The sequence below is a fragment of the Bradyrhizobium sp. ISRA430 genome (assembly GCF_029909975.1).
In the GTDB taxonomy this organism is placed as follows: domain Bacteria; phylum Pseudomonadota; class Alphaproteobacteria; order Rhizobiales; family Xanthobacteraceae; genus Bradyrhizobium.
Genome location: NZ_CP094516.1, coordinates 4,791,981 through 4,813,085, shown reverse-complemented (window position 1 = coordinate 4,813,085; position 21,105 = coordinate 4,791,981). Strand labels below are relative to the sequence as shown.

The window sequence follows — 21,105 nt, the reverse complement described above, 5'->3', positions numbered from 1 at the left end:
CGACGCCAAGCGGCTCTTCAATGAAACTTGGCGCCAACATGCATCCCATTCCCATCCAATCCCCGCCGTCCATCGCCAGCGAATCCTTCAACGATGCGGACGCCGCCGTCGCCCGCCTCGAAGAGATCTACGAACGCAACACGAAATTCTTGCGCGACCGGTTCGAGGCCTATGTCAACGGCGAGACGATCACGACGCACGCGCGCGCCTACTACCCGTTCGTTCGTGTCACCACCGCGACGCATGCACGGCTGGATTCGCGTCTGTCTTACGGCTTTGTCGCGGGACCGGGCGTGCATGAGACCAGCGTGACGCGGCCCGACCTGTTCCGGCGCTATCTGACCGAGCAGATCGGGCTCTTGATCCAGAACCATGGCGTGCCCGTGGAGATCGGCGAGTCCAGCGAGCCGATCCCGATCCACTTCGCCTATCGCCGCGACATCAATATCGAAGCCGCCATCGCCAGCGGCGAGACGTTCCCTGTCATGCGATCGCTGCGCGACATGTTCGACGTGCCGGATCTCGCCGCCATGGACGATGCGATCGCCGACGGCACGTTCGAGCTACAGCCAGGGGCGCCCGAACCGCTCTCCCTGTTCCGGGCGGCTCGCGTCGATTACTCGCTGCGACGGCTCTATCACTACACCGGCACCGATCCCGAGTATTTCCAGAACTTCGTGATCTTCACGAACTATCAGTTCTATGTCGACGCCTTCGCGCAGTTTTGTGAGCAGCGCCTCCAGTCCGGCGAGGCCGGCCTTGAGGCCTTCGTCGCGCCCGGCAACGTGATCACGCGCAATGGCGGCGGAACGACCGGAGTTGCGCCCGAGCGCACGCCACAGATGCCGGCCTTCCATCTCGTCGCGCCCGACTATCGCGGCATCACGCTGATCAACATCGGGACAGGCCCGTCCAATGCGCGGAACGTCACCGACCACGTCGCGGTGCTGCGTCCGCATGCCTGGCTCATGCTCGGCCATTGCGCCGGCTTGCGGAATACGCAGCGGCTCGGCGACTACGTGCTCGCCCACGGCTATGTGCGCGAAGACCACGTGCTCGATCGCGAGCTGCCGCTGTGGGTGCCGATCCCGGCGCTGGCCGAGATGCAGGTCGCGCTCGAGGAGGCGGTCGGTGACGTCACGGGCCTCGAGGGGTTTGAGCTCAAGCGTCTGATGCGCACGGGAACGGTGGCGAGCGTTGACAATCGCAATTGGGAAATCAGCGGACCCGCAGTGATCCGGCGCATGTCGCAATCGCGCGCCGTTGCGCTTGACATGGAATCGGCGGCGATCGCGGCCAACGGTTATCGCTTCCGCGTCCCCTACGGCACGCTGCTCTGCGTCTCCGACAAGCCGCTGCACGGCGAGATCAAGCTTGCGGGCATGGCCAGCGAGTTCTACCGGCGCCGCGTCGGCCAGCATCTCGAGATTGGTCTGAAGGCGCTGGAGCGGCTCAAGCAGCAGGAATCGGAAAGACTGCATTCGCGCAAGCTTCGCAGCTTCGCCGAGGTGGCATTTCAGTAGTCTTCCGTGGTCGGAAGGGCAGAAGGACTGTCGTACGGATGCTGACGTCTCCGTGAGCATGCAGGCATCGCGGAATATCGCCGCGAGGGCAGGGTTATCACGTCGTCCGGGGCCGCTTGGATCGAAACAGGAGACAGAAATGATCACAGCGATGATCAGGGTCGTCGTGCTGGGAACGTTTGCAGCGGCGCTGCTTGCTTCGCCGACGTTTGCCGCAGGCGGTGGCGGAGGCGGCGGTGGTGGTGGCGGCGGTGGCGTCAGCAACACCGATCCCTATGCCGGTGCCTATTCGGACCAGAAAGCGCAACCGCAACCGACCTATCCGCGACGCTCCGGCACCAAGGCAACCCATAGGGGCAAGAAGCCCACCAATCAGTCCAGCATCGGCGATCCGGCATTCGCGGCCGGCTACCGCGTGGCCTATGACACGATCTATGAGCGCAACGACTACGCGGCCGCGATCGAGCAATTGAAGGCGCTCGGCCATGACGACCATCCGAATGTCGCCAATCTCATTGGCTACTCCTATCGCAAGCTCGGCGACTACAAGCAATCGCAGGTCTGGTACGAGCGCGCACTGAAAGCAGATCCGAACCACGTGCTGACCTGGCAGTATTATGGCCTGTGGCAGCTCGAGCAGGGCAATCGCGAGCAGGCGCTGTATCATCTGAGCCGGATCGCCGCTATTTGCGGGACGGATTGCGAGGAGTACAAATCGTTGGCCGCTGCGCTGGAGAAGCCGACCGGCACGGCGTTGGTCTATTGAAGGTGAGCCAGCTCGTGGGGCCGCGTGCGGGCGCGCACCCGTCGAGGCGCTCGGCATAACTGCCACCTCACTTGGCGCGCATGGTGACAAGAGCCGAGATTTTCAGCATTGTCCCGTTCGGGGGCGCGAACGGGACAATTGGATGCCGCTGACGCGCGACAAGATCGTGGGCCATGATCTGGAACGGCTGGCTTTTCGTTTCACCATGCTAAACGACGGCGACGTCGTGCAGTGTCAAATCAGCGATGCCGCCATGGATGAGCTTGCGGGCATGCAGGGCACCGAAAGCAGCGCCCGCCAGGCGCAGTTCCTGTCCTTGCGTGAGACCATCGAACGGATCGCGTCAGATCTCTACGACGAGGCGCCGCGGTTCAAGGGTTATGTGGTGCGGATTTTCATGCGGCATTTGGGGAGGTAGGCGCAAGGCCTTCCCAACGTCGTCCTAGTGAAAGCCAAAACGACATCGAGGATGGACGCACCTCACTCTCCGCTGTCATCGCCCGGCTTGACCGGGCGATCCAGTATTCCAGAGACGGTTGTGATTGAATCGATAGGCCGCGGCGTACTAAATGCCCCGGTCCCAGCTCCGCCAAGGCTACGCCGGGCCACGAGGGTGCTCGGCCGCCGAAGCTTTAGCGAAGGCGGCAAGCCGGGGCATGACAGCGCGATCTGGGGTGATGTCGTGTCGATTTACCAGAGTGGCGATGCGATCACCGCTCCAAATTCTTCAGCAGCAACTTCAACGCCGTCGCCGCGAACGTTTGCATGTTGACGAAGCGGTCGTTGTTGCCTGTTTCGAGGGTCATCACCTCCGCCGCAGGGCCCGCAACCGCCATGCAGCTATGGCCGGCGGCATCGCCGTAGCGGTTGCCGGTCGGGCCGGAGGCGCCGGTCTCCGATAGGCCCCAGTCGCAGCCGAAGCGGCTGCGCATTTGCTCGGCGAGGAGCTTTGCGTAAGGCTCCGAGGCCGACCGAAAGCCTTTCATGCCGTCGTCCGAAATATCCATCAGGACGCGCCGCGCATCGCGCGTGTAGACCACGGCGCCGCCGAGGAAATAGGCCGATGCGCCCGGCACCGCGAGCAGGCTTGCCGAGATCAGACCGCCGGTCGAGGATTCCGCCACCGCAATGGTCTGTTTGCGTGCGATCAGTTTTGCGGCGACCTGTTCCGCAATGCCAATGAGCTCCTTCATTCCTGCACCTCATCTCCGCAACCGAGCTGCGCCTTCCTAGCATATGACAGCGGCCTTGGCCGAGTTGCAGGGGCCGAACAGGCCTGCTTGAATGGCGGACGCAGGACGGCGCGGCAGTAGCGCTGCGAGAAGAGGAAACGTGAAGAGGAGACGTCATGACGTCCCTGATCGCCGGCGGTGTGGATTGCGACGTGCACCCGGCGGTGCCGCATCTGACGAGCCTGTTGCCCTATCTGAACGACTACTGGCGCGACCAGGTGACGACGCGCGGCATGGTCGACCTCGTCTCGCAATCCTATCCGCAGAACTCGCCGATCACGGCGCGCGACGACTGGCGTCCCGAAACCGGCAAGCCCGGCTCAAGTCTCGAGGACATGCAGCGCCATGTGCTCGATCCCTTCGAGGTCAGCCACGCCATCTGCAATCCGCTCTACGGCGTGCAGATGGTGTTTTCCGAGGACATGCAAGCCGCCTTCTGCCGCGCGCTGAACGACTGGCTGGCGAAGGAGTGGCTCGATCGCGACAAGCGGCTGCGCGGCTCGATCGTCATCCCGACGCAAAGCGTCGAGAAGTCCGTCGCCGAGATCGAGCGCTGCGCGCAGGACCGGCGCTTCGTGCAGGTGTTGATGCTGGTGATGGGCGACGTGCCGCTGGGAAAGCGCGCGCTATGGCCGATATATGAGGCGGCGGAGCGGCTGGACCTTCCCATCGGCGTCCACGCCGGTTCCGCCTATCACAATCCGCCGACCGCGGTCGGGTGGGGTTCCTATCACATCGAGGATTATGTCGGTCAGGCCCAAGCGTTCCAGGCCCAGCTCACCAGCCTGATCGTCGAAGGCGTGTTCGCCCGACATCCCCGGCTGAAGATGGTGATGCTGGAATCCGGCGTCTCCTGGCTGCCGCCCTATCTCTGGCGCCTGCACAAGTTCTGGCGCGGCGTACGGATGGAGACGCCCTGGGTCGATCGCGCGCCGCTGGAAATTGTGCGCAGCAACATCCGCTTTTCGTTACAGCCATTTGACGCGCCGCCAGAGCCGGCGACATTAATTCGCCTGTTTGATCATATGCAGTCCGACGAATTGGTCCTATTCTCCACGGACTATCCGCACTGGCAGTTCGACGGCCAGGCTGCGCTGCCCGAAGGTCTGTCCCCCGATCTCGTGCGCAAGATCATGATCGACAATCCGCATGCAACCTATCCCCGCCTGACTTAGCCGCTGCCAAAGGAGGCAAGGCGATGAATATCCAGTTCCGCGAGAGCTCCGAAGCCGCTTCCCCCCTGACCGCCAAAACCGCGATCGCGGACTGCGACATCCACCCGGCGCGCGCGACCCGGACCGAACTCTATCCCTACCTCGCCAAACGCTGGCAGCATCATCTCGAGATCTACGGCGTTCATGCCTATCAGGGCATGATGGAAGGCCCGCCCTACCCGAAAGCCCAGCCCAACGCTTCGCGCCGCGACGCCTATCCGCCAGAGGGCGGGCCGCAAGGTTCCTCGCTCTCCTTCATGCAGACGCAGCATCTCGATCCCAACAACGTGCAGCTCGGGGTGCTCAATCCGCTCAACGCCGGACAGGGCATCCGCAATCACGAGCTCTCGGCCGCTCTGTGCTCGGCGATCAACGACTGGCAGATCGACAAATGGACCAGCAAGGACAAGCGGCTGAAGGCCTCGATCGTCGTCGGCAATGAGGACGGCCTGTCGGCCGCTGCCGAAATCCGCGAGCGCGCGGGTGACAAGAACTTCGTCCAGGTGCTGCTGCTCAGCCGCAATGTCGAGCCGCTCGGCCAGCGCCGATACTGGCCGATCTACCAGGCTGCGGAAGAGGCCGGCCTACCCGTCGGCGTCCACGCCTTCGGCTTCGGCGGCAACCCGATCACGCCTTCGGGCTGGCCGAGTTACTACATCGAGGAGATGGTGGGCCATTCGCAGTGCCAGCAATCGGCACTTGCGAGCCTCGTGCTGGAGGGCGTGTTCGAGCGCTTCCCGAAGTTGAAGATGGTGATGATCGAGGCCGGTTTCGGCTGGGCGCCGTCGCTCGCCTGGCGGCTCGACAAGGCCTGGCAGCGACTGCGCAGCGAGGTGCCGCATGTGAAGCGGCCGCCATCGGAATATATCCGCGAACAGGTGTGGTGGACCACGCAGCCGATGGAGGATCCGGAGCGGCGCGAGGATCTGTTCGACGTCATCAAGTGGATCGGCTGGGACCGGCTCCTGTTCGCCACCGACTATCCGCACTGGGATTATGACGAGCCCTCGCGTGTGCTGCCGCCGGGGGTGAGCGATGCCAATCGCGAGGCGTTCTATCTGGGCAATGCGCGGAAGCTGTACGGAATCGATTGATGGCGCGTCATGTGATTGCGCCGGTCGACGAGCTCCCGCCCGGTACGCGGAAATTCCTGGAGATCGACGGCCGGCCGATCGCGGTCTTCAACATCAAGGGCGAATATTTCGGCCTGTTGAACCGCTGTCCGCACCAGGGCGCGGCGCTGTGCGAAGGGCCGCTGATCGGGCTCGCGCAGTCAAAGGACCCCGGCGAGATCGAATACACCAAGCTGGGCGAGATCATCCGCTGCCCCTGGCATGGATGGGAGTTCGACGTCCGCACGGGACAATCCTACTGCGACCCCCGCCGCTTCCGCGTGAAGGCGTATCCGGCCCATGTCGAGCCGGGCGCCAACGTGGTGAAGGGACCGTACGTCGCCGAGACGATCCCGGTGCGGGTCGAGAGCGACTACGTGGTGGTGGAGCTGTAACCCCAACCCCCCGCATTCCGGGGCGCCTCGAAGAGGCGAGCCCGGAATCCATTTCTCGTAGCGCTGCTGTGGCACTATGGATTCCGGGCTCGATGCTTCGCATCGCCCCGGAATGACGATGGGGCTAGTGGCCAGCCACCGGCTCCGCCACCGGATCGTACGTCGCCACCGCCTTGGCGCCGCCGCGATAGACGGTCGATGCTGCGATGATGCCGAGTACGGCGGCGAACATCAGCCAGAAGCCGGGCGAGGCCTTGTCGCCGGTCCGCTCGATCAGCCAGGTTGATGCGAATGGCGTGAAGGTGCCGAACAGAGCGGCAGCAAGCGCAAAAGCGAGCGAGAAGCAGGTGGTGCGCACATGCGCCGGCACGATCTCGACCAGCGCGCCGAGCATGGTGCCGCTGTAGACGCCGAAATAGAACGAGAACATCATCTCGACCGCGAGCAGCTTGCCGAAGGTCGGCGCTGCCACCAGCCAGTGCAGCGCCGGATAGGCGGTGACCAGCGAGAGGCAGGCGATGGTCAGCAGCACGGGCTTGCGGCCGATGCGATCGGAGACCGCGCCGCCGACCGGATTCCAGATGAAGTTGGTCACCGCCACCAGCAGCGTGACCAGCAGCGCGTCGTGCGTCGACAGCTTCAGCACGTTCTTGCCGAACGTCGGCGTGTACACCGTGACGAAATAGAACGTCGTGGTGGTCAGGATCGCGATCATCATGCCGAGGATGACGATGCGCCAGTTGGCAACCGCGGAGGAAAACACCTGCGCCGCGGTCGGATGTTTCTTCATCGCCAGGAATTCCGGCGTCTCCTGCAGCGTCCGCCGCAGGAAGAAGATCAGCGGGATGATCAGGCAGCCGACGAAGAAGGGAATGCGCCAGCCCCAGGCGGCGACGGTGTCGGCCGGCATCACTTCGGAGAGAATGTAGCCGAGGATGGACGCCACGAAGATCGCGACCTGCTGGCTCGACGACTGGAACGAGGTATAGAAGCCGCGGTTGCCTGGCGTCGAAATCTCCGCGAGGTAGACCGAGACGCCGCCGAGCTCGACGCCGGCGGAGAAGCCCTGCAACAGGCGGCCGAGCAGCACGATGATCGGCGCGGCAATGCCGATGCTGGCGTAGCTCGGGCAGAATGCAATCACCACGGTGCCGGCGGCCATGATGCCGAGCGTGACGATCAGGCCCTGGCGGCGGCCGATACGGTCGATATAGGCCCCGAGCACGATCGCGCCCACCGGCCGCATCAGTGCGCCCAGCCAGAACACGCCGAACGTGTTGAGCAGCGAAGCCGTCTCATTGGTCGAGGGGAAGAACGCCTTGCCGATCGCGGCGGCATAGAAGCCGAACAGGAAGAAGTCGAACTGCTCGAGGAAATTGCCGCTCGTCGCGCGCAGGATGGCGCCGATGCGCGACTTGATCTCGGGTGGATTGGTTGAATTGGCCGGTCCAGCCATGGCGTTGCTCCCCTATAGACGTGGCCGGACCGGAACTCATTTTCACGGCAGGCACAGATTGATGCTGCGACAATCTGTCCTACCCCTTGTCGTGCGGGGCGCTGCGAGTCAACCGAATTTGCTGCAGAAGCTGATGGTTTTTCAGGCTTTATTCTGCGCTGCCGCGACCACCCATTGGCGGAAGGCGGCAAGCTTCGGCGCTACGCGGCCGCCGTCCGGCGCGACCAGATAGAAGCCGGCATCCGCCGGCAGGGCGATCTTGAAGGGCACCACGAGGCGGCCCTTGGCGATGTCGTCCTGGACGTAGGAAGTCCGCCCCATCGCAACCCCGATGCCGTCGATCGCCGCCTGGATGGTCATGAAGATCATGTCGAAGGTGATGCCGGGCTGCTTGGCGAGATTGGCCGGCAGGCCCGCGGCCGTCAGCCAGAGCCGCCAATCGTCGCTGTTGGCGTTGGATGTGTGCAGCAGCGGATGGTCTCTCAGGTCCTCCGGTCGACGCAGCGGCTTGTCACCGCGGAGCAGCGACGGGCTGCACACCGGGAACAGCTCATCAGCCATCAGCCAGTCGGCGCGCAGGCCCGGCCACTGGCCGCGGCCATAGCGGATCGCCGCATCGACATTGTCGCGCTGGAAGTCGACGAGGCTGGTCGAAGTCGTGATGCGCACGTCGATGCCGGGATGCGCCTCCTGGAAATCGGTCAGCCGTGGCAACAGCCATTTCGCGGCGAGCGAGGCCAGCGTCGAGACCGTCAGCACCTTGTCGTCGTCCTTGCGCAGCAGCCGGTCGGTCGCCAGCCGCAGATCGTTGAAGGCAGCGCGCACGCCGGGCAGGTAATCCCGCGCCTCCGGCGTCAACGCGAGCGCGCGGTTCTGCCGGACGAACAGGCGGATGCCGAGCTCCTCCTCGAGCCGCCGGATCTGATGGCTGATCGCGGTCTGGGTCACGTTCAGCTCGGCCGCGGCCAGCGTGAAGCTGAGGTGGCGCGCGGCGGCCTCGAATGCCCGCAATCCGTTCAGGGATGGCAATCTGGCAGTCATTTGGCAGCAGGATTCATGAGTTTAATTCATGCGAAAAGGTACAAATTGTCGTTTGTCGAAGTGCGTTTGCAGGCAGATATTACGCTCAAATTTAGCTCTAGGAGCTGAAAATGTCTACGTGCACCACCAATTCGATGACAAATCATCATGCGCCAAGCCTGATCTACCAGATCGGCGAGACCCTTCATGTCTGGCACGAGCGCTATCGGACCCGGCGCGAGCTCGCCCAGTGGACCAGCCGCGATCTTCAGGATGTCGGCCTGTCCTGGAGCGATGTTGCCTTTGAGGCTGAGAAGCCCTTCTGGCGGGCCTGAACGGCAGCTAGGCCGGCGCCGCCTGATCAGGGGCGCCGGCGGTCCTTTTTAAAGGGCACGCGTCATGAGCACCCTTCGCCTCGGCGATCTCAGGCAATATTCGGATACGCTGCGCACGCGGCATGGCGACGCCCTGACCGTGCGCTTCGTCGAACCGCGCGACACCGATGAGCTTCAGCACTATTTCCGTTCGCTCTCGACGCGGTCCCGCTACAACCGCTTCTTCGGCGCGATCAGCGAATTGCCCAAGGGGCTGCTGCACGACTTCCTTCAGGTCGGCGAGCGCGAGCGCTTCACGATCGTCGCAAGCGTGATGGTCGACGGCTTCGAGACGATCGTCGCCGAAGCGCGCTACGCCTTCCATGCCGAAACCGCGACACTCGAATTCGGCCTGTCGGTCGACGATCGCTGGCAGCGCCGTGGCATCGGCAGCGCGCTGCTCAAGAACCTGGAATGCCGTGCGGCCGCGCTCGGCGCCGAGCACATGTTCGGTGACACGCTCCGCTCCAACGACACCATGATCTCGCTCGCGCGCAAATCTGGCTTTGCCTTCACCAATCATCCGGACGACTGGAAGCTGGTGCGCTTCGACAAGGAGATCACGGTCGCGCCGAAGGACATTCCCTGCGCGAGCTGGCGCCTCGCCGCTCTTTCCCGTCAGGCCACAAGCCCCTCAGCCGCGGCCTGACCGCACTCCAAGCCCGGCCCTGGTGACCCAGGGCCGGGCTTTTTTTGACTCCACATCGAGCGCGATTGACGGAGGGCTGTCCACGGACGCGTGAGATTTACTTCCCCGTGAACGTTGGTTTGCGCTTGTCGATGAAGGCCTGCACCGCCTCCTTGTGATCGGCCGTCGTGGTCAGGCGGATCAGTCGCGCGGCCTCGTGGTCGCGGGCGGTCTCGAAATCGAACAGCAGGGCCTCATCGAGATTGTCTTTCATGTAGCGCAGCGCGAGGCGCGGGCCCTCGGCGAGCGATTTTGCCAGCGCAAAGGCTTCGGCCTGCAGCCTGTCATCGGGCACAACGCGGTTGACGAGGCCGATCGCCTCACATCTGGCAGCGTCGACCTTGTCGCCGGTGAACATGAGTTCGCGCGCCCGCGCGGTGCCGATAAGCCGTGTCAACAGCCAGGCGATGCCGTAGTCGCCGCTGAGCGCGACGCGAGCGTAGCCGGTGGCGACGAAGGCCGATTGCGCGGCGATGCGGATGTCGCAGGCCATCGCGATCGCGAGCCCCGCGCCGACCGCGGGCCCCGGCAGGGCTGCGATCGTCGGCTTGCGCACCGACACGAGCGCGCCGGTGAGCAGCCGCTGCCGCTCCTGCAGATCGGCGACCCTGTCGTCGAAGGACATTTCGAGCTTGGCCTTGTCGCGATGCGCGCCCATGCCCTTGACGTTGCCGCCGGCGCAGAACGCTTCGCCCGCGCCGGTGATCAGGAGCGCACCGACATTCGGATCCTCGCCGCAGGTCCGGATCATCGTGCGCAGCGCCGGGGTCAGTGCGTCCGACAGCGAATTGCGCGCCTCCGGCCGGTTCAGCGTGATCACCGCGACGCGGTCGCGGATGACGCAAAGAAGCTCGGTGGTGCCGGTGTCGATGGTGGTTTCGGTGGTCATCTCGCTCCCCTGCTCTTGTAGGGTGGGCAAAGCGAAGCGTGCCCACCGTTTGCTTCGTTGTCGTTGCTGGTGGGCATGGCGCTATGCGCCTTTGCCCACCCTACGGCAGTTCACCTCAAAACTTCTCCACCCAGGGCCGCAACTCCAGCTCCCAGCTCCAGGCGCTGCGCGGCTGCTGCAATATGTTCCAATAGCTCAGCGCGATCGCATCGGGATCGAGCATCGAATCCGGCTTGTCCTCCGCTTCGGTGCGCGCCGCGCTGCGGATGCCGCCGTCGATCACGAAATGCGCGATGTGGATGCCCTGCGGCGACAATTCGCGCGCCATGCTCTGCGCCAGCCCGCGCAGCGCGAACTTGCCCATCGCGAACGGGGCGGATTGGGCGTAGCCCTTGACGCTGGCGGATGCGCCCGTGAACAGGATGGCGCCATGCTTGTTCGGCAGCATGCGCTTGGCCGCCTGCTGGGCCACCAGGAACCCGCCATAGGCGCTGACCGCGATCGATTGCGCGACATCCGCCGGCACCAGGTCGAGGAACGGGCCGCGGGTCCGGCCGCTGGCGTTGTAGACGACGAGGTCGGGCGTGCCGATCTCGCGTTCGACGAGGCCAAACAGGCGCTCGACCTCCTCCGGCTCCGTCGCATTGCAGGCATAGGCTTTCGCGCCGGTCTCGGTGCAGAGCGCGCCGAGTTTCTCGATCTTTCGTGCGGCGAGCGCGACGCGCAGTCCCTGGCCGGACAGGAGCCGTGCCAGCGAAGCGCTCAATCCTTCACCGGCGCCGACGATCAGCGCGATCTTGTACTTTGGGTGATCCATGGTTGGTCCCTCGGGGATAAGAGCCGTTCATCTATGCATCATGCGCGCGGACAACCAGCGGACGCGCCGGACCGGGCGATCACAATTCCGCAGAGCGAATTGCTCCCTCGCGGCGGTCATGCCTCCCTGACAATTTGCGGCTTTCACCGTGTTGCCGTCTGGAGCATGATCCACATCATGCAACGCGGCAAGCGGGAAAGCAGCCGCTGATAATGCCGCGGGACGGAAACGAAGAGGTCATCATGCATCAGCCCATCAGTTCGCATCAGGCAGATGCAGCGGCAGGCCAGCCGGGCCTGCTCGCACCCGATACCACCGGCATGAATTTCTACCGTGCCGATCCGGCGCTGACGGATCTGTTGCGCATTCATCTGCCGGACACGTTGTTCCGTCACATCGAGCCGCACCTCGACCGGCTCGGTGAGCTTGCCGGCGGCCCTCTCGACGAATGCGCGCGTCTCGCCGACCGGCACACGCCGGTGCTGCATCAGCGCGACAAGTTCGGCCGCGACGTGCAGTGGATCGAGTATCATCCGGCCTATCGCGAACTGGAGAAGGCGGCCTTCGGCGAGTTCGGCATTCACGCGCTCTCGATCCGCAAGGGCATCATGGGCTGGCCGGACAAATATCCCGTCGTGGCCAAGCACGCCTTCACCTTCCTGTTCAACCAGACCGAATTCGGCATGGGTTGCCCGATCAACGTCACCGACGGCTGCGCCAAGTTGCTTGCAAGTTTCGGCGACGAGGCGCTGAAGGCGAAATATCTCGACGGCCTGACCCAGACCGATATGAGCAAGCTGACGCAGGGCGGTCAGTTCATGACCGAGAAGGAGGGCGGCTCGGACGTCGGCACGTTGACGACGCGTGCGGTCAGGGAGGGCGACCACTGGCGGCTCTACGGCGAAAAGTGGTTCTGCTCGAATGCGGATGCGAAAGTCGTTATGCTGCTGGCGCGTCCCGAAGGCGCCGGTCCCGGCACGCGCGGCGTCGGCCTGTTCCTGATGCCGCGATTCCTCGACGATGGCTCGCAAAATCACTACCGGATCGTGCGGCTGAAGGACAAGCTCGGCACCCGCTCGATGGCGTCGGGCGAGATCAAGCTGGAAGGCGCGATCGCCTATGCGGTCGGCAAGCTCGACCGCGGCTTCGTGCAGATGGCCGAGATGGTGAACTCGTCGCGGCTCTCCAACGGCGTCAAATCGACCGCCTTGATGCGCCGCGCCTATCACGACGCGATGACGGTGGCCAGGAACCGCGTGGTGTTCGGCAACCCCATCATCGACCTGCCGCTCGGACGGCGGCAGATGCTGAAGATCATGCTGCCGGTGGAGCAGGCGTTGTCGATGAGCTTTCTCACCGCCGACGCGCTCGATCGCGCCGAAGCGGGAAGCCAGGATGCCGCGGCACTGCTGCGCATCCTCACCCCGACGCTGAAATTCCGCGCCACGCGCGATGCCCGCAAGGTGTGCGGCGACGCGCTCGAGATGCGCGGCGGCATCGGCTATATCGAGGAATTCGCCACCGCTCGCCTGCTGCGCGATGCGCATCTCGGCTCGATCTGGGAAGGCACCGGCAATATCGTGGCGATCGATGCGCTCAAGCGCGCCGTTGGCCGCCACGGTGCCGAATCCGCGCTCGCCGCCGATCTGCATGCCCGGCTCGACGACAGCGCGTCCGTGCCGCAGGCCTGGCGCGATGGGCTGCGTGGCCTCTCCGATCGTGCCGTCGGCTTCGCGCGCGAGGTCGCAGGCAAGGCCGACAACGAGGCCGATGCGCGGCGGGCGACGAGCCTGCTTTATCATGTTGCAAGCGCGGTCGCGCTCGCCTGGGAGGCGCATCGCATCCACGAGGCGCGCGGCGATGCGCGCCGGCTGCTGCTTTCGCGGCTGGTGATCGATCATCGGGTGTCGCCAACCGACCCGTTCCGGCTGACGGAAAATGCCGCGCAGCAGAAGATTGCCGTACTGCTGCTGGGTGATCGTGCCGCCGGCATGAGCGAGGTTGGCGAACTCGTTCTGGCGGCGTAGGCTCATTGGGCCCGCGCTCGCGCTTCACCTCCCTATCGGAGAGGTGAAGACCCGCACTCAACGACATCATAACAACGAGGAAACACCGATGAAGGCCGCCGTCCTCTATGAAGTCAATCAGCCGCTCGTCATCGAGGATGTGAGCCTGCCCAAGCCCGGCCCGCGCGAGGTCCTGATCCGCACAGCGGTCGCCGGCCTCTGCCACTCCGATCTGCACTTCATGGAAGGCCTTTATCCGCATCCACTGCCCGCGGTGCTTGGCCACGAATCCGCCGGTGTGGTCGAGCAGGTCGGCTCCGACGTCACCTATGTGAAGCCGGGCGACCATGTCGTCACCTGCCTCTCGGTGTTCTGCGGCACCTGCGACAACTGCACGACCGGCCGCACGGTGCTCTGCACGGATACGACGGTGAAGATGCTGCCGGGCGCTTCCAACCGGATGCAATGGTCGAAGCCGGAGAAGCTGCACCAGTTCCTCAATCTCTCGTCCTTCGCCGAGCAGATGCTGGTGCACGAGAACGCCATCGTGAAGATCCGCAAGGACATGCCACTGGAGCTCGCCGCCCTGATCGGCTGCGGCGTCATCACCGGTTACGGCGCGGTGGTGAACACCGCGAAGGTCCAGGCCGGCGAGACCGTGGCGGTGATCGGCTGCGGCGGCGTCGGCATGGCCGCGATCAACGGTGCGCAGATTGCAGGGGCCGGCCGCATCATCGCCATCGACACAAATCCCGCAAAGCTCCAGCTCGCGACCAAGTTGGGTGCGACCGACATCATCAATCCGGCCGATGGCGACGTCGTGCAGCAGGTGCGCGATCGTACCAATGGCGGCGTGCATCATTCCTTCGAGGTGCTCGGCCGCAAGGAGACCGCGGAGCAGGCCTTCGGCATGCTCGCCGCAGGCGGCACCGCCACCATCGTCGGCATGATCCCGTTCGGGCAGAAGATCGAGCTGCACGGCTTCGACTTCCTGCGCGAGCGCAAGATCCAGGGCTCGTCGATGGGCTCGAACCATTTCCGGGTCGACATGCCCCGCCTGGTCGATTTCTACCTGCGCGGCCGGCTGCATCTGGAGGACTGGATCTCGGCCAAGCTGAAGCTGTCCGAAATCAACGAAGGTTTTGCCAACATGAAAGCCGGCAAGACGCTGCGCAGCGTGATTGTGTTTGATAGCTAGCATCAACGACGTGTCATCGCCCGGCTTGACCGGACGATCCAGTACGCCGCGGCAGTTGTCGTAAACCGCACGGCCACTGGAATACTGGATGCCCCGCTTTCGCGGGGCATGACAGCGGAGTGGTGGACATATCTCGCCCGCCTCACCGCGACACGTGCGCCGACACCGCGAGCCACTTGCCATTCTTCTTGGCCCAGCAGTCGGTGTAGCGGCCGGTGGCCTGCTGCCCGTCGGCCGTGGTGTAGCTCGTCGACGCGTGGATGATGGCGAAATCGCCCATGATGCGGATGATGACGTCGCGCTCGCGCAAGTTCCGGATCGCGATTGGCCGCGCCGTCTGTTCCAGGAAGCCTGCGCGATCGACCAGCGTCTTGTCGGGATTGGAGCAGTAGAAATCCGGCGCCAGGATCTCGTCGAAGCGATTGACGTCGCAGTTCTGCACGGACGCGACATAGTCGCGGTTGAGTGCGGTGAGCTCCTCCATGTCGTTGCTCATAGCGTTTTTCTCCTTTTTGTGATTCCGGGGCGCGCGAAGCGCGAACCCGGCATCTCGAAGTTAGTTGCGCCGTCATTGCGAGCGAAAGCGAAACAATCCAGGAATGATTCCGCGGACGCAGACTGGATTGCTTCGTCGCTCCGCTCCTCGCAATGACGAACGGACTAATCATCAAATGCCGGCGGCGGCGTGAAGCCGCCGAACTCGCGCTCAATCAGCTCGGCAAGTTTTAGCGGCGTGCGGTCCTCCAGCCACGGGCCGACGATCTGGACGCCGACCGGCAGTCCGTCCGGTGCAAAGCCGGTGGGGATCGCGGTCGAGGGCAGGCCGGGCAGGGTGGCGATGCCGGGCCACGCAAGCTGATCGGGATAGGCGTGCTCCTTGCCGTCGATTGTGATGCGCCGTTGCTCCTGCTCCGGCGAATGGTCGTGCGGAAAGGCCGGCGTCGGCATGACCGGGCAGATCACTGCGTCGAAGCTCTTGAACAGCTCGCGCCATTGCGCGCGCAGCCGCGTGCGCCCGCCATTGGCCATCTGCCAATCGCGATGGCTGAGCGCGATGCCGCGCAGCCGCTCCGCGGCGAGACTGTTGTCGCTCTCCGGCAGCGCGGCGGCGGCCGTCTTGGCGCCGGCATAGATGTCGGGCGCGAAGGTCGCACCCAGGAACGACATCAGCATGCGCATATAGAGCCGCGAGGAGGCGGCGAAATCCGGCAGCAGCGGACTGGTGCGCTCGACCCTGACGCCGGCCTTGGCAAGATCCTCGGCCAGCGTGTTGATTGTCCCGCGTATGGCCGCGTCGGTCGGCAGCACCGGATCGGTGTCGATCACCAGCACGCGGAAATCCTTCAGGGCGCCGTGCCGTGCCGCCGGCAGATCGAGCCGGTAGGCCTTGCCCACATCCAGCGGATCGGGCTCGGCCATCACGTCGAGCAGCAGCGACAGGTCGGCGGTGCTGCGCGCCATCGGGCCGATCACCGACAGGTCGCGCTCGAACGGTAGGGCCGGCAGCGGCGGTGGCGTATGGCCGCGCATCGCGACCAGTCCGAAGGTGGGCTTGTGCGCGTAGACCCCGCAATGGAAAGCCGGCACGCGCAGCGAGCCGCCAATGTCGGAGCCGATCGACAAGGGGCCGTAGCCCGCCGCAAGCGCGGCTGACGATCCGCCGGACGAGCCGCCGGGCGTGCGGCTGAGGTCATAGGGGTTGTTGGTGGTGCCGTAGATGTCGTTATAGCTCTGCCAGTCGCCGAGGCCGAGCGGCACGTTGGTCTTGCCCAGAATCACGGTGCCGGCGTCTTTCACCCGCGCGATCGGGAGAGCGTCTTCCTCGGCGATGAAATTCTTCTGCGCGGGAATGCCCCAGGTCGTCGGAAGCCCGGCGATGTTATAGGATTCTTTCACCGTCATGGGCAGGCCGAGCAACGGTTTCCGCTCGCCGCGCGCCAGTGCCGCATCGGCCTCGCGGGCGGCGGCGAGCGCACGATCGAAGTCGCGGACGCAGATCGCGTTGACCTTGCCGTCGTGACGCTCGATACGGTCGATCGCGTCCCGCGTGAGCTCGACCGCGGAGACCTTCTTCGCGGTCAATGCGGCCGACAGTTCGACCGCGCTCTTGAAACTCCATTCCGATTTGGCCACAACGCTTCTCCTTTCATCCTGGGAATGATGCGCAGTTTGGCCAAACGCTGCAACCGCCGTTTGACGGCGATTGCCATGTGAGCGAGACGTATCGGGAGTAAGCCACACAACAGATCGTGGTCATCGCCCGGCGTGACCGGGCGATCCAGTATGCCGCGGCTTGTCCGCATACGACTACAGTCTCTGGAATACTGGATGCCCCGCCTTCGCGGGGCATAACACGGAGGGCAACCTAAGCCGCCCCGATCAATATGCCGACGCCGAGCACGATCGCGCCGCCGAGCACGATCTGGAATACGGCCTGGAGAAATGGCGTGTCCATATAGCGCGCGCGGACAAAGGCGATCGCCCACAATTCGAAGAACACGACGATGCAGGCGATCGCTGTCGCGATCCAGAACGCGTTGGGCCAGGCATCGGGCACGAGATAGGGCATGGTGTGGCCGAGCCCACCAAGCGTCGTCATCGCCCCGCAGGTGATGCCGCGAAGCCATGGCGAGCCGCGCCCGGTCAGCGAGCCGTCGTCGGAGAGCGCCTCCGCAAAGCCCATGCTGATGCCGGCGCCGATCGAGGCGGCGAGTCCGACCAGAAAGGTCTGCCAGTTATGGTGCGTGGCGAAGGCGGCGGCGAATAGCGGCGCCAGCGTCGAGACCGAGCCGTCCATCAGGCCGGCGAGACCGGGCTGCACATATTGCAGCACGAACATCCGCCGCCGCGTGCGGTCTTCCTCGGCGCGCACGTCGGGCTTCAGGAATTCGTCCGTGAGCGCGATGGCGCGGTTCTCGTGATGCTTCTCCTCCTCGGCGAGATCGCCGAGCAGGCGGCGCACGCCGACATCGTCGGCCTGGTCGGCGGCCCGCGCATAGAAGCGCTCGGCCTCGAGCTCCATGGTCTCGACCTCCTTGCGGATCGTGTCGAGCGGCAGGTTCTTCGTCAGCCAGATCGGACGTCGCCGCAGGAAGCCCTTGACGTCCTCGCGGCGGATCGGCGGCAGATGCACCCCGAAGCGCTCCTCATAGAGCTTCAGCAGGCGATGCCGGTGATCGCGCTCCTCCTCGGCCATTTGTTCGAAGATCTTGGCCGTGTCCGGGTATCGCTCCTTCAGGTCCTCGGCGAAGGTCATGTAGATGCGGCTGTCTTCCTCCTCTGAGGAAATCGCGACCGCCAGCACCTCGCGCTCGGTCAGATCGGCAAAGTTCTTCACGACGGCCCTGCGACAAAGTTTAGAATGGTTCTAAACTATATAATGCGCTGCGGTTCCCGGGTCAAATCATGCGGCATGAGCCTTCGCCAGGAAGTCGATCACCAGCCGGCTCACCTCGGCCGGCTGCTCCTGCTGCACCCAATGGCCGGCGCCATCGACAAGGTGAAAGCCGAGCATGTTGGTGCAGACGCTGGCCCGCATGGCCTCCACCACGCCGGGGCGCTGATACGTACCCCAATCCTGCCTGCCCGAGATGAAGCAGGAGGGCACGTCGATGCTGCGGCCCGCGAACAGTTGCAACTCGTTATTGAAAGCGCCGGAAGTGCCGCAGCGATACCATTGCTGCCCGCCCTGAAAACCGGTGCGGCCGTATTCGGCGCTGTAGTAGGCGAGTTCGCGGTCCGGCAGCCAATGATTGGCGGCGATTGCGGCCGGCGACGGCATCTCCTTCGCCACCGTCTCCGCCATGGTCTCGCCAGCGTCCATCACGTAGTAGGTCGGCAGCTTTGCGAGCTCGTTCGCCGACCATGACTGCAGCGGATAGGGCTTGTTATCGATCCAGTCCGCACTCTTGTGATGATAGTAGGCGCGCAGGAAATCATGCACGCCTTGCGGCGCCTGATGCATGTCGGCATTCGCCGCACGCGTCGAATAGTACCATTGATAATGCTTGCGCGGGCGCGGCAGCGCAGCGAGCTCGCGATGCACGGGATCTTCGACGGGCGGCTTTGCCGGCGCGTCGACCGTGTCGAACGGCAGCGGCGGCGGCCCGCCGAACGGCGCGCTCATCATCACGACGGAGCGAAATACGTCGGGCCGTATCAGCGCGCACCAGGACGCAACCGGGCTGCCGAAATCATGCCCGACCACATCGACGCGGCTGTAGCCGAACGCCGCCACCAGCCCGAGCGCGTCGCGCACCAGGTTGAAGAGCCGAAACGGCGCGAGATCGCCGTCATAGTCCGCGCTCCATCCCGTCGTCCGGCCATATCCGCGCTGATCCGGCGCGATCACGTGATAGCCGGCCGCAGCGAGCACCGGCATCACCTTGCGCCAGGAAAAGGCGAGCTCGGGGAAGCCGTGCAATAGCAAGACACAGGGGCGCCCCTTGGTCTCGAAGCCGGCTTCGAGCGCATGCATGCGCAGGCCGTTGATGTCGTCGACGTAACGCGAGCGGATACCGGCGGGCAGGGGAATGTCGGGGAGAGCGGTGGTTGGCTGAGCGGTCAATCTATCCTCCCGTCATGGCCGGATTTGTCCCGGCCATCCACGTTTTCTTTCGCGCATGTTGAAGGACGTGGATGCCCGGGACAAGCCCGGGCATAACGGAAGGTTGCGCAAGATCGTAGTAGGGTGGGTTAGCGAAGCGTAACCCACCTCTTCAGCTCCCGCGGATAGAGCAGAGGTGGGTTACGCCTTCGGCTAACCCACCCTACGGTCCCTGCCACGAGTCAAATCTTCACCGCGCTCTTCGGCCAATACCGGTCGCGCAAGTGGCGCTTCACCAGCTTGCCGGTCGGTGTACGCGGCAGTTCGGCTTCGAAATCGACCGAGCGCGGGCATTTGATCGCGGAGAGGCGGCTCTTGCAGTAGGCGATCAGATCGGCCTCCAGCGCCTTGCCCGCACGCTTCATGTCGTGCGGCTGCACCACCGCCTTCACTTCCTCGCCCATCTCCGCATTGGGCACGCCGAACACGGCGACGTCGGCGACGTCGGGATGGGAGATGAGAACGTCCTCGGTCTCCTGCGGGTAGATGTTCACTCCGCCCGAGATGATCATGTAGGACTTGCGGTCGGTGAGATAGAGGAAGCCGTCCTTGTCGAGATAGCCGACATCGCCGAGGGTCGACCAGCCCTTGGCATTGTAGGCCTTCTTCGTCTTCTCGGGATCGTTGTGATAGGTGAAGGCCGGCGCATCGGCGAAATAGACCGTGCCGATTTCGCCTAGCGGCTGCTCCTCGTCATTCTCGTCCAGGATCTTGATCTTGCCGACCACCGCGCGGCCGACGCTGCCGCGATGCTCCAGCCATTCTTTCGAATTGCAGACGGTGACGCCGTTGCCTTCCGAGCCCGCGTAATACTCAATCAGGATCGGTCCCCACCATTCGATCATGTCTGCTTTCACATCGATCGGGCAGGGCGCGGCGGCGTGGATCGCGCCCTTCAGCGTCGAGACGTCGTACATGGAGCGCACCTCGTCCGGCAGCTTCAGCATGCGCACGAACATGGTCGGCACGAGCTGCGACTGCGTCACCTTGTATTGCTCGACCAGCTTCAAGAACTCCTCGGCGTCGAAATGTTCCATGATGATGGAAGTGCCGCCGAGCACGATCGCCATCATGTTGAAGCGCAATGGCGCCGCGTGATAGAGCGGCGCCGGCGAGAGGTATGTGCTTGCGGCATTCATGCCGCACATGTCGGCGCAGAGCACGCGCAGGAACGCGTTCGGCACGTCGATCCGACTGCCTTCGAAGGCTTTCTTGATGCCCTTGGGCCGGCCCGTGGTGCCGGACGAATACAGCATGTCATAGCCGGCGACCTCGTCGGCGATCGGCGTCGTCGGCTGCGCGGCCGCCTCCTTGTCGTAGGAGCGGAAGCCGGGCAGCGGCTCGTCCATCATGTAGAAGATCGGCTCGCAAGGGGTGCCCTTGATCAGACCCTTGATCTGGTCGGCGCATTTCGGCGTGGTGATCACGACCTTGGCGCCGCAATCGCCGATGATGTAGTCGATCTCATCCTGCTTCAGGTAGCGGCTGATCGCCGTGTAGTAGAGCCCGCTGCGCTGCGCGGCCCAGCAGATCTCCATGAAAGCGAGGCGGTTCTCCATCAACAGCGCGATGTGATCGCCGGCCTTCAGCCCGAGCGAGCGGAAGAGCTGGGCGCCCTGGTTCGAGAGCTCGTCGAGCTCGCGATAGGTGATCGCCTTGCCGGTTCCGGCCATCCGGTAGGCGATCTTGTCGGGCGTGGTGCGGGCGTGGATGGAGGGATGGGTCATCGCGTTTCCTCTAAACGCGAATGGCGAGTAGCGAATGGCGAATAGGAAGAAGAGCGGACTGCCCTTCGCCTACTCACTATTC

General features: G+C 64.3%; 20 protein-coding genes. 10 read left to right on the top strand and 10 right to left on the bottom strand.

Annotation, left to right across the window (positions count from 1 at the left end; translation table 11 throughout):
- Positions 1-20: 20 nt before the first annotated feature.
- The 3 genes from MTX21_RS22935 (at position 21) to MTX21_RS22925 (ending at position 2,707) form a co-directional block, all read left to right on the top strand.
- Positions 21-1,523 (top strand): AMP nucleosidase, encoded by a 1,503-nt coding sequence (locus tag MTX21_RS22935; RefSeq protein ID WP_280966944.1) that lies wholly within the window; start codon positions 21-23, stop codon positions 1,521-1,523.
- 139 nt (positions 1,524-1,662) lie between these two features.
- A complete protein-coding gene (locus MTX21_RS22930; RefSeq protein WP_280966943.1) occupies positions 1,663-2,289 on the top strand; it encodes a tetratricopeptide repeat protein in 627 nt (208 codons plus the stop codon).
- A 142-nt stretch (positions 2,290-2,431) separates the two neighbouring features.
- Positions 2,432-2,707 carry a DUF1488 family protein gene (locus tag MTX21_RS22925; protein ID WP_280966942.1) on the top strand — a complete coding sequence of 92 codons (276 nt, stop codon included), beginning with the start codon at positions 2,432-2,434 and terminating at the stop codon, positions 2,705-2,707.
- Positions 2,708-2,999: 292 nt separating this feature from the next.
- Here the strand turns inward: MTX21_RS22925 and MTX21_RS22920 are convergent, their stop codons facing one another.
- Entirely contained in the window at positions 3,000-3,482 is a 483-nt protein-coding gene (locus tag MTX21_RS22920; protein WP_280966941.1) for a CinA family protein, read from the bottom strand.
- Between the two features lie 155 nt (positions 3,483-3,637).
- Here MTX21_RS22920 and MTX21_RS22915 point away from each other — a divergent pair, with 155 nt between their 5' ends.
- Genes MTX21_RS22915 through MTX21_RS22905 form a run of 3 tightly spaced genes read left to right on the top strand, consistent with a single transcriptional unit; the run spans position 3,638 to position 6,242 of the window.
- Complete coding sequence (locus MTX21_RS22915; RefSeq protein WP_280966940.1) at positions 3,638-4,696, top strand: amidohydrolase family protein; 1,059 nt, start codon at positions 3,638-3,640, stop codon at positions 4,694-4,696.
- 23 nt (positions 4,697-4,719) lie between these two features.
- A complete protein-coding gene (locus MTX21_RS22910; RefSeq protein WP_280966939.1) occupies positions 4,720-5,829 on the top strand; it encodes an amidohydrolase family protein in 1,110 nt (369 codons plus the stop codon).
- Positions 5,829-6,242, top strand: coding sequence for a Rieske (2Fe-2S) protein (locus tag MTX21_RS22905; RefSeq protein ID WP_280966938.1), 414 nt, complete (start codon positions 5,829-5,831; stop codon positions 6,240-6,242). The genes MTX21_RS22910 and MTX21_RS22905 overlap by 1 nt, the downstream gene beginning before the upstream one ends.
- Positions 6,243-6,366: 124 nt before the next feature.
- Here the strand turns inward: MTX21_RS22905 and MTX21_RS22900 are convergent, their stop codons facing one another.
- Both MTX21_RS22900 and MTX21_RS22895 read right to left on the bottom strand, forming a co-directional pair.
- Entirely contained in the window at positions 6,367-7,698 is a 1,332-nt protein-coding gene (locus tag MTX21_RS22900) for an MFS transporter (RefSeq protein ID WP_280966937.1), read from the bottom strand.
- Positions 7,699-7,839: 141 nt separating this feature from the next.
- Positions 7,840-8,739: a transcriptional regulator GcvA gene (locus tag MTX21_RS22895; RefSeq protein ID WP_280966936.1), complete on the bottom strand. Its 900-nt coding sequence runs from the start codon at positions 8,737-8,739 to the stop codon at positions 7,840-7,842.
- Between the two features lie 110 nt (positions 8,740-8,849).
- Between MTX21_RS22895 and MTX21_RS22890 the strand changes: the two genes are divergently transcribed.
- Both MTX21_RS22890 and MTX21_RS22885 read left to right on the top strand, forming a co-directional pair.
- Positions 8,850-9,053 carry a DUF1127 domain-containing protein gene (locus MTX21_RS22890; protein ID WP_280966935.1) on the top strand — a complete coding sequence of 68 codons (204 nt, stop codon included), beginning with the start codon at positions 8,850-8,852 and terminating at the stop codon, positions 9,051-9,053.
- Positions 9,054-9,117: 64 nt separating this feature from the next.
- Complete coding sequence (locus MTX21_RS22885) at positions 9,118-9,741, top strand: GNAT family N-acetyltransferase (RefSeq protein WP_280966934.1); 624 nt, start codon at positions 9,118-9,120, stop codon at positions 9,739-9,741.
- A 97-nt stretch (positions 9,742-9,838) separates the two neighbouring features.
- Here MTX21_RS22885 and MTX21_RS22880 read toward each other — a convergent pair whose 3' ends face one another.
- Complete coding sequence (locus tag MTX21_RS22880; RefSeq protein ID WP_280966933.1) at positions 9,839-10,669, bottom strand: enoyl-CoA hydratase; 831 nt, start codon at positions 10,667-10,669, stop codon at positions 9,839-9,841.
- Positions 10,670-10,784: 115 nt separating this feature from the next.
- Positions 10,785-11,486, bottom strand: a complete 702-nt coding sequence (locus tag MTX21_RS22875) for an SDR family NAD(P)-dependent oxidoreductase (protein ID WP_280966932.1) — start codon at positions 11,484-11,486, stop codon at positions 10,785-10,787.
- A 242-nt stretch (positions 11,487-11,728) separates the two neighbouring features.
- Between MTX21_RS22875 and MTX21_RS22870 the strand changes: the two genes are divergently transcribed.
- Positions 11,729-13,513 carry an acyl-CoA dehydrogenase family protein gene (locus MTX21_RS22870; protein WP_280966931.1) on the top strand — a complete coding sequence of 595 codons (1,785 nt, stop codon included), beginning with the start codon at positions 11,729-11,731 and terminating at the stop codon, positions 13,511-13,513.
- A gap of 88 nt (positions 13,514-13,601) precedes the next feature.
- Positions 13,602-14,690 (top strand): Zn-dependent alcohol dehydrogenase, encoded by a 1,089-nt coding sequence (locus tag MTX21_RS22865; protein ID WP_280966930.1) that lies wholly within the window; start codon positions 13,602-13,604, stop codon positions 14,688-14,690.
- A 142-nt stretch (positions 14,691-14,832) separates the two neighbouring features.
- Here the strand turns inward: MTX21_RS22865 and MTX21_RS22860 are convergent, their stop codons facing one another.
- The 5 genes from MTX21_RS22860 to MTX21_RS22840 form a co-directional block, all read right to left on the bottom strand.
- Positions 14,833-15,186 carry a nuclear transport factor 2 family protein gene (locus MTX21_RS22860; protein ID WP_280966929.1) on the bottom strand — a complete coding sequence of 118 codons (354 nt, stop codon included), beginning with the start codon at positions 15,184-15,186 and terminating at the stop codon, positions 14,833-14,835.
- A gap of 164 nt (positions 15,187-15,350) precedes the next feature.
- Positions 15,351-16,823, bottom strand: a complete 1,473-nt coding sequence (locus MTX21_RS22855) for an amidase (RefSeq protein ID WP_280966928.1) — start codon at positions 16,821-16,823, stop codon at positions 15,351-15,353.
- A 232-nt stretch (positions 16,824-17,055) separates the two neighbouring features.
- On the bottom strand, positions 17,056-18,027 hold the full coding sequence (gene mbfA, locus MTX21_RS22850) for an iron exporter MbfA (RefSeq protein ID WP_280966927.1): 972 nt from the start codon (positions 18,025-18,027) through the stop codon (positions 17,056-17,058).
- 66 nt (positions 18,028-18,093) lie between these two features.
- On the bottom strand, positions 18,094-19,257 hold the full coding sequence (locus tag MTX21_RS22845; RefSeq protein WP_280966926.1) for an alpha/beta hydrolase: 1,164 nt from the start codon (positions 19,255-19,257) through the stop codon (positions 18,094-18,096).
- Positions 19,258-19,478: 221 nt separating this feature from the next.
- Entirely contained in the window at positions 19,479-21,023 is a 1,545-nt protein-coding gene (locus MTX21_RS22840; protein WP_280966925.1) for an acyl-CoA synthetase, read from the bottom strand.
- Positions 21,024-21,105 lie beyond the last annotated feature (82 nt).

Bases quoted from the DNA above. Each gene is read 5' to 3' on its own strand.
- MTX21_RS22890 (WP_280966935.1), top strand. From the start codon at position 8,850: ATGTCTACGTGCACCACCAATTCGATGACAAATCATCATGCGCCAAGC.
- MTX21_RS22925 (WP_280966942.1), top strand. From the start codon at position 2,432: ATGCCGCTGACGCGCGACAAGATCGTGGGCCATGATCTGGAACGGCTG.
- MTX21_RS22930 (WP_280966943.1), top strand. From the start codon at position 1,663: ATGATCACAGCGATGATCAGGGTCGTCGTGCTGGGAACGTTTGCAGCG.
- MTX21_RS22875 (WP_280966932.1), bottom strand. From the start codon at position 11,486: ATGGATCACCCAAAGTACAAGATCGCGCTGATCGTCGGCGCCGGTGAA.
- MTX21_RS22920 (WP_280966941.1), bottom strand. From the start codon at position 3,482: ATGAAGGAGCTCATTGGCATTGCGGAACAGGTCGCCGCAAAACTGATC.
- MTX21_RS22865 (WP_280966930.1), top strand. From the start codon at position 13,602: ATGAAGGCCGCCGTCCTCTATGAAGTCAATCAGCCGCTCGTCATCGAG.
- MTX21_RS22840 (WP_280966925.1), bottom strand. From the start codon at position 21,023: ATGACCCATCCCTCCATCCACGCCCGCACCACGCCCGACAAGATCGCC.
- MTX21_RS22870 (WP_280966931.1), top strand. From the start codon at position 11,729: ATGCATCAGCCCATCAGTTCGCATCAGGCAGATGCAGCGGCAGGCCAG.
- MTX21_RS22910 (WP_280966939.1), top strand. From the start codon at position 4,720: ATGAATATCCAGTTCCGCGAGAGCTCCGAAGCCGCTTCCCCCCTGACC.
- MTX21_RS22885 (WP_280966934.1), top strand. From the start codon at position 9,118: ATGAGCACCCTTCGCCTCGGCGATCTCAGGCAATATTCGGATACGCTG.
- MTX21_RS22880 (WP_280966933.1), bottom strand. From the start codon at position 10,669: ATGACCACCGAAACCACCATCGACACCGGCACCACCGAGCTTCTTTGC.
- MTX21_RS22915 (WP_280966940.1), top strand. From the start codon at position 3,638: ATGACGTCCCTGATCGCCGGCGGTGTGGATTGCGACGTGCACCCGGCG.
- MTX21_RS22935 (WP_280966944.1), top strand. From the start codon at position 21: ATGAAACTTGGCGCCAACATGCATCCCATTCCCATCCAATCCCCGCCG.
- MTX21_RS22860 (WP_280966929.1), bottom strand. From the start codon at position 15,186: ATGAGCAACGACATGGAGGAGCTCACCGCACTCAACCGCGACTATGTC.
- MTX21_RS22895 (WP_280966936.1), bottom strand. From the start codon at position 8,739: ATGACTGCCAGATTGCCATCCCTGAACGGATTGCGGGCATTCGAGGCC.
- MTX21_RS22900 (WP_280966937.1), bottom strand. From the start codon at position 7,698: ATGGCTGGACCGGCCAATTCAACCAATCCACCCGAGATCAAGTCGCGC.
- MTX21_RS22905 (WP_280966938.1), top strand. From the start codon at position 5,829: ATGGCGCGTCATGTGATTGCGCCGGTCGACGAGCTCCCGCCCGGTACG.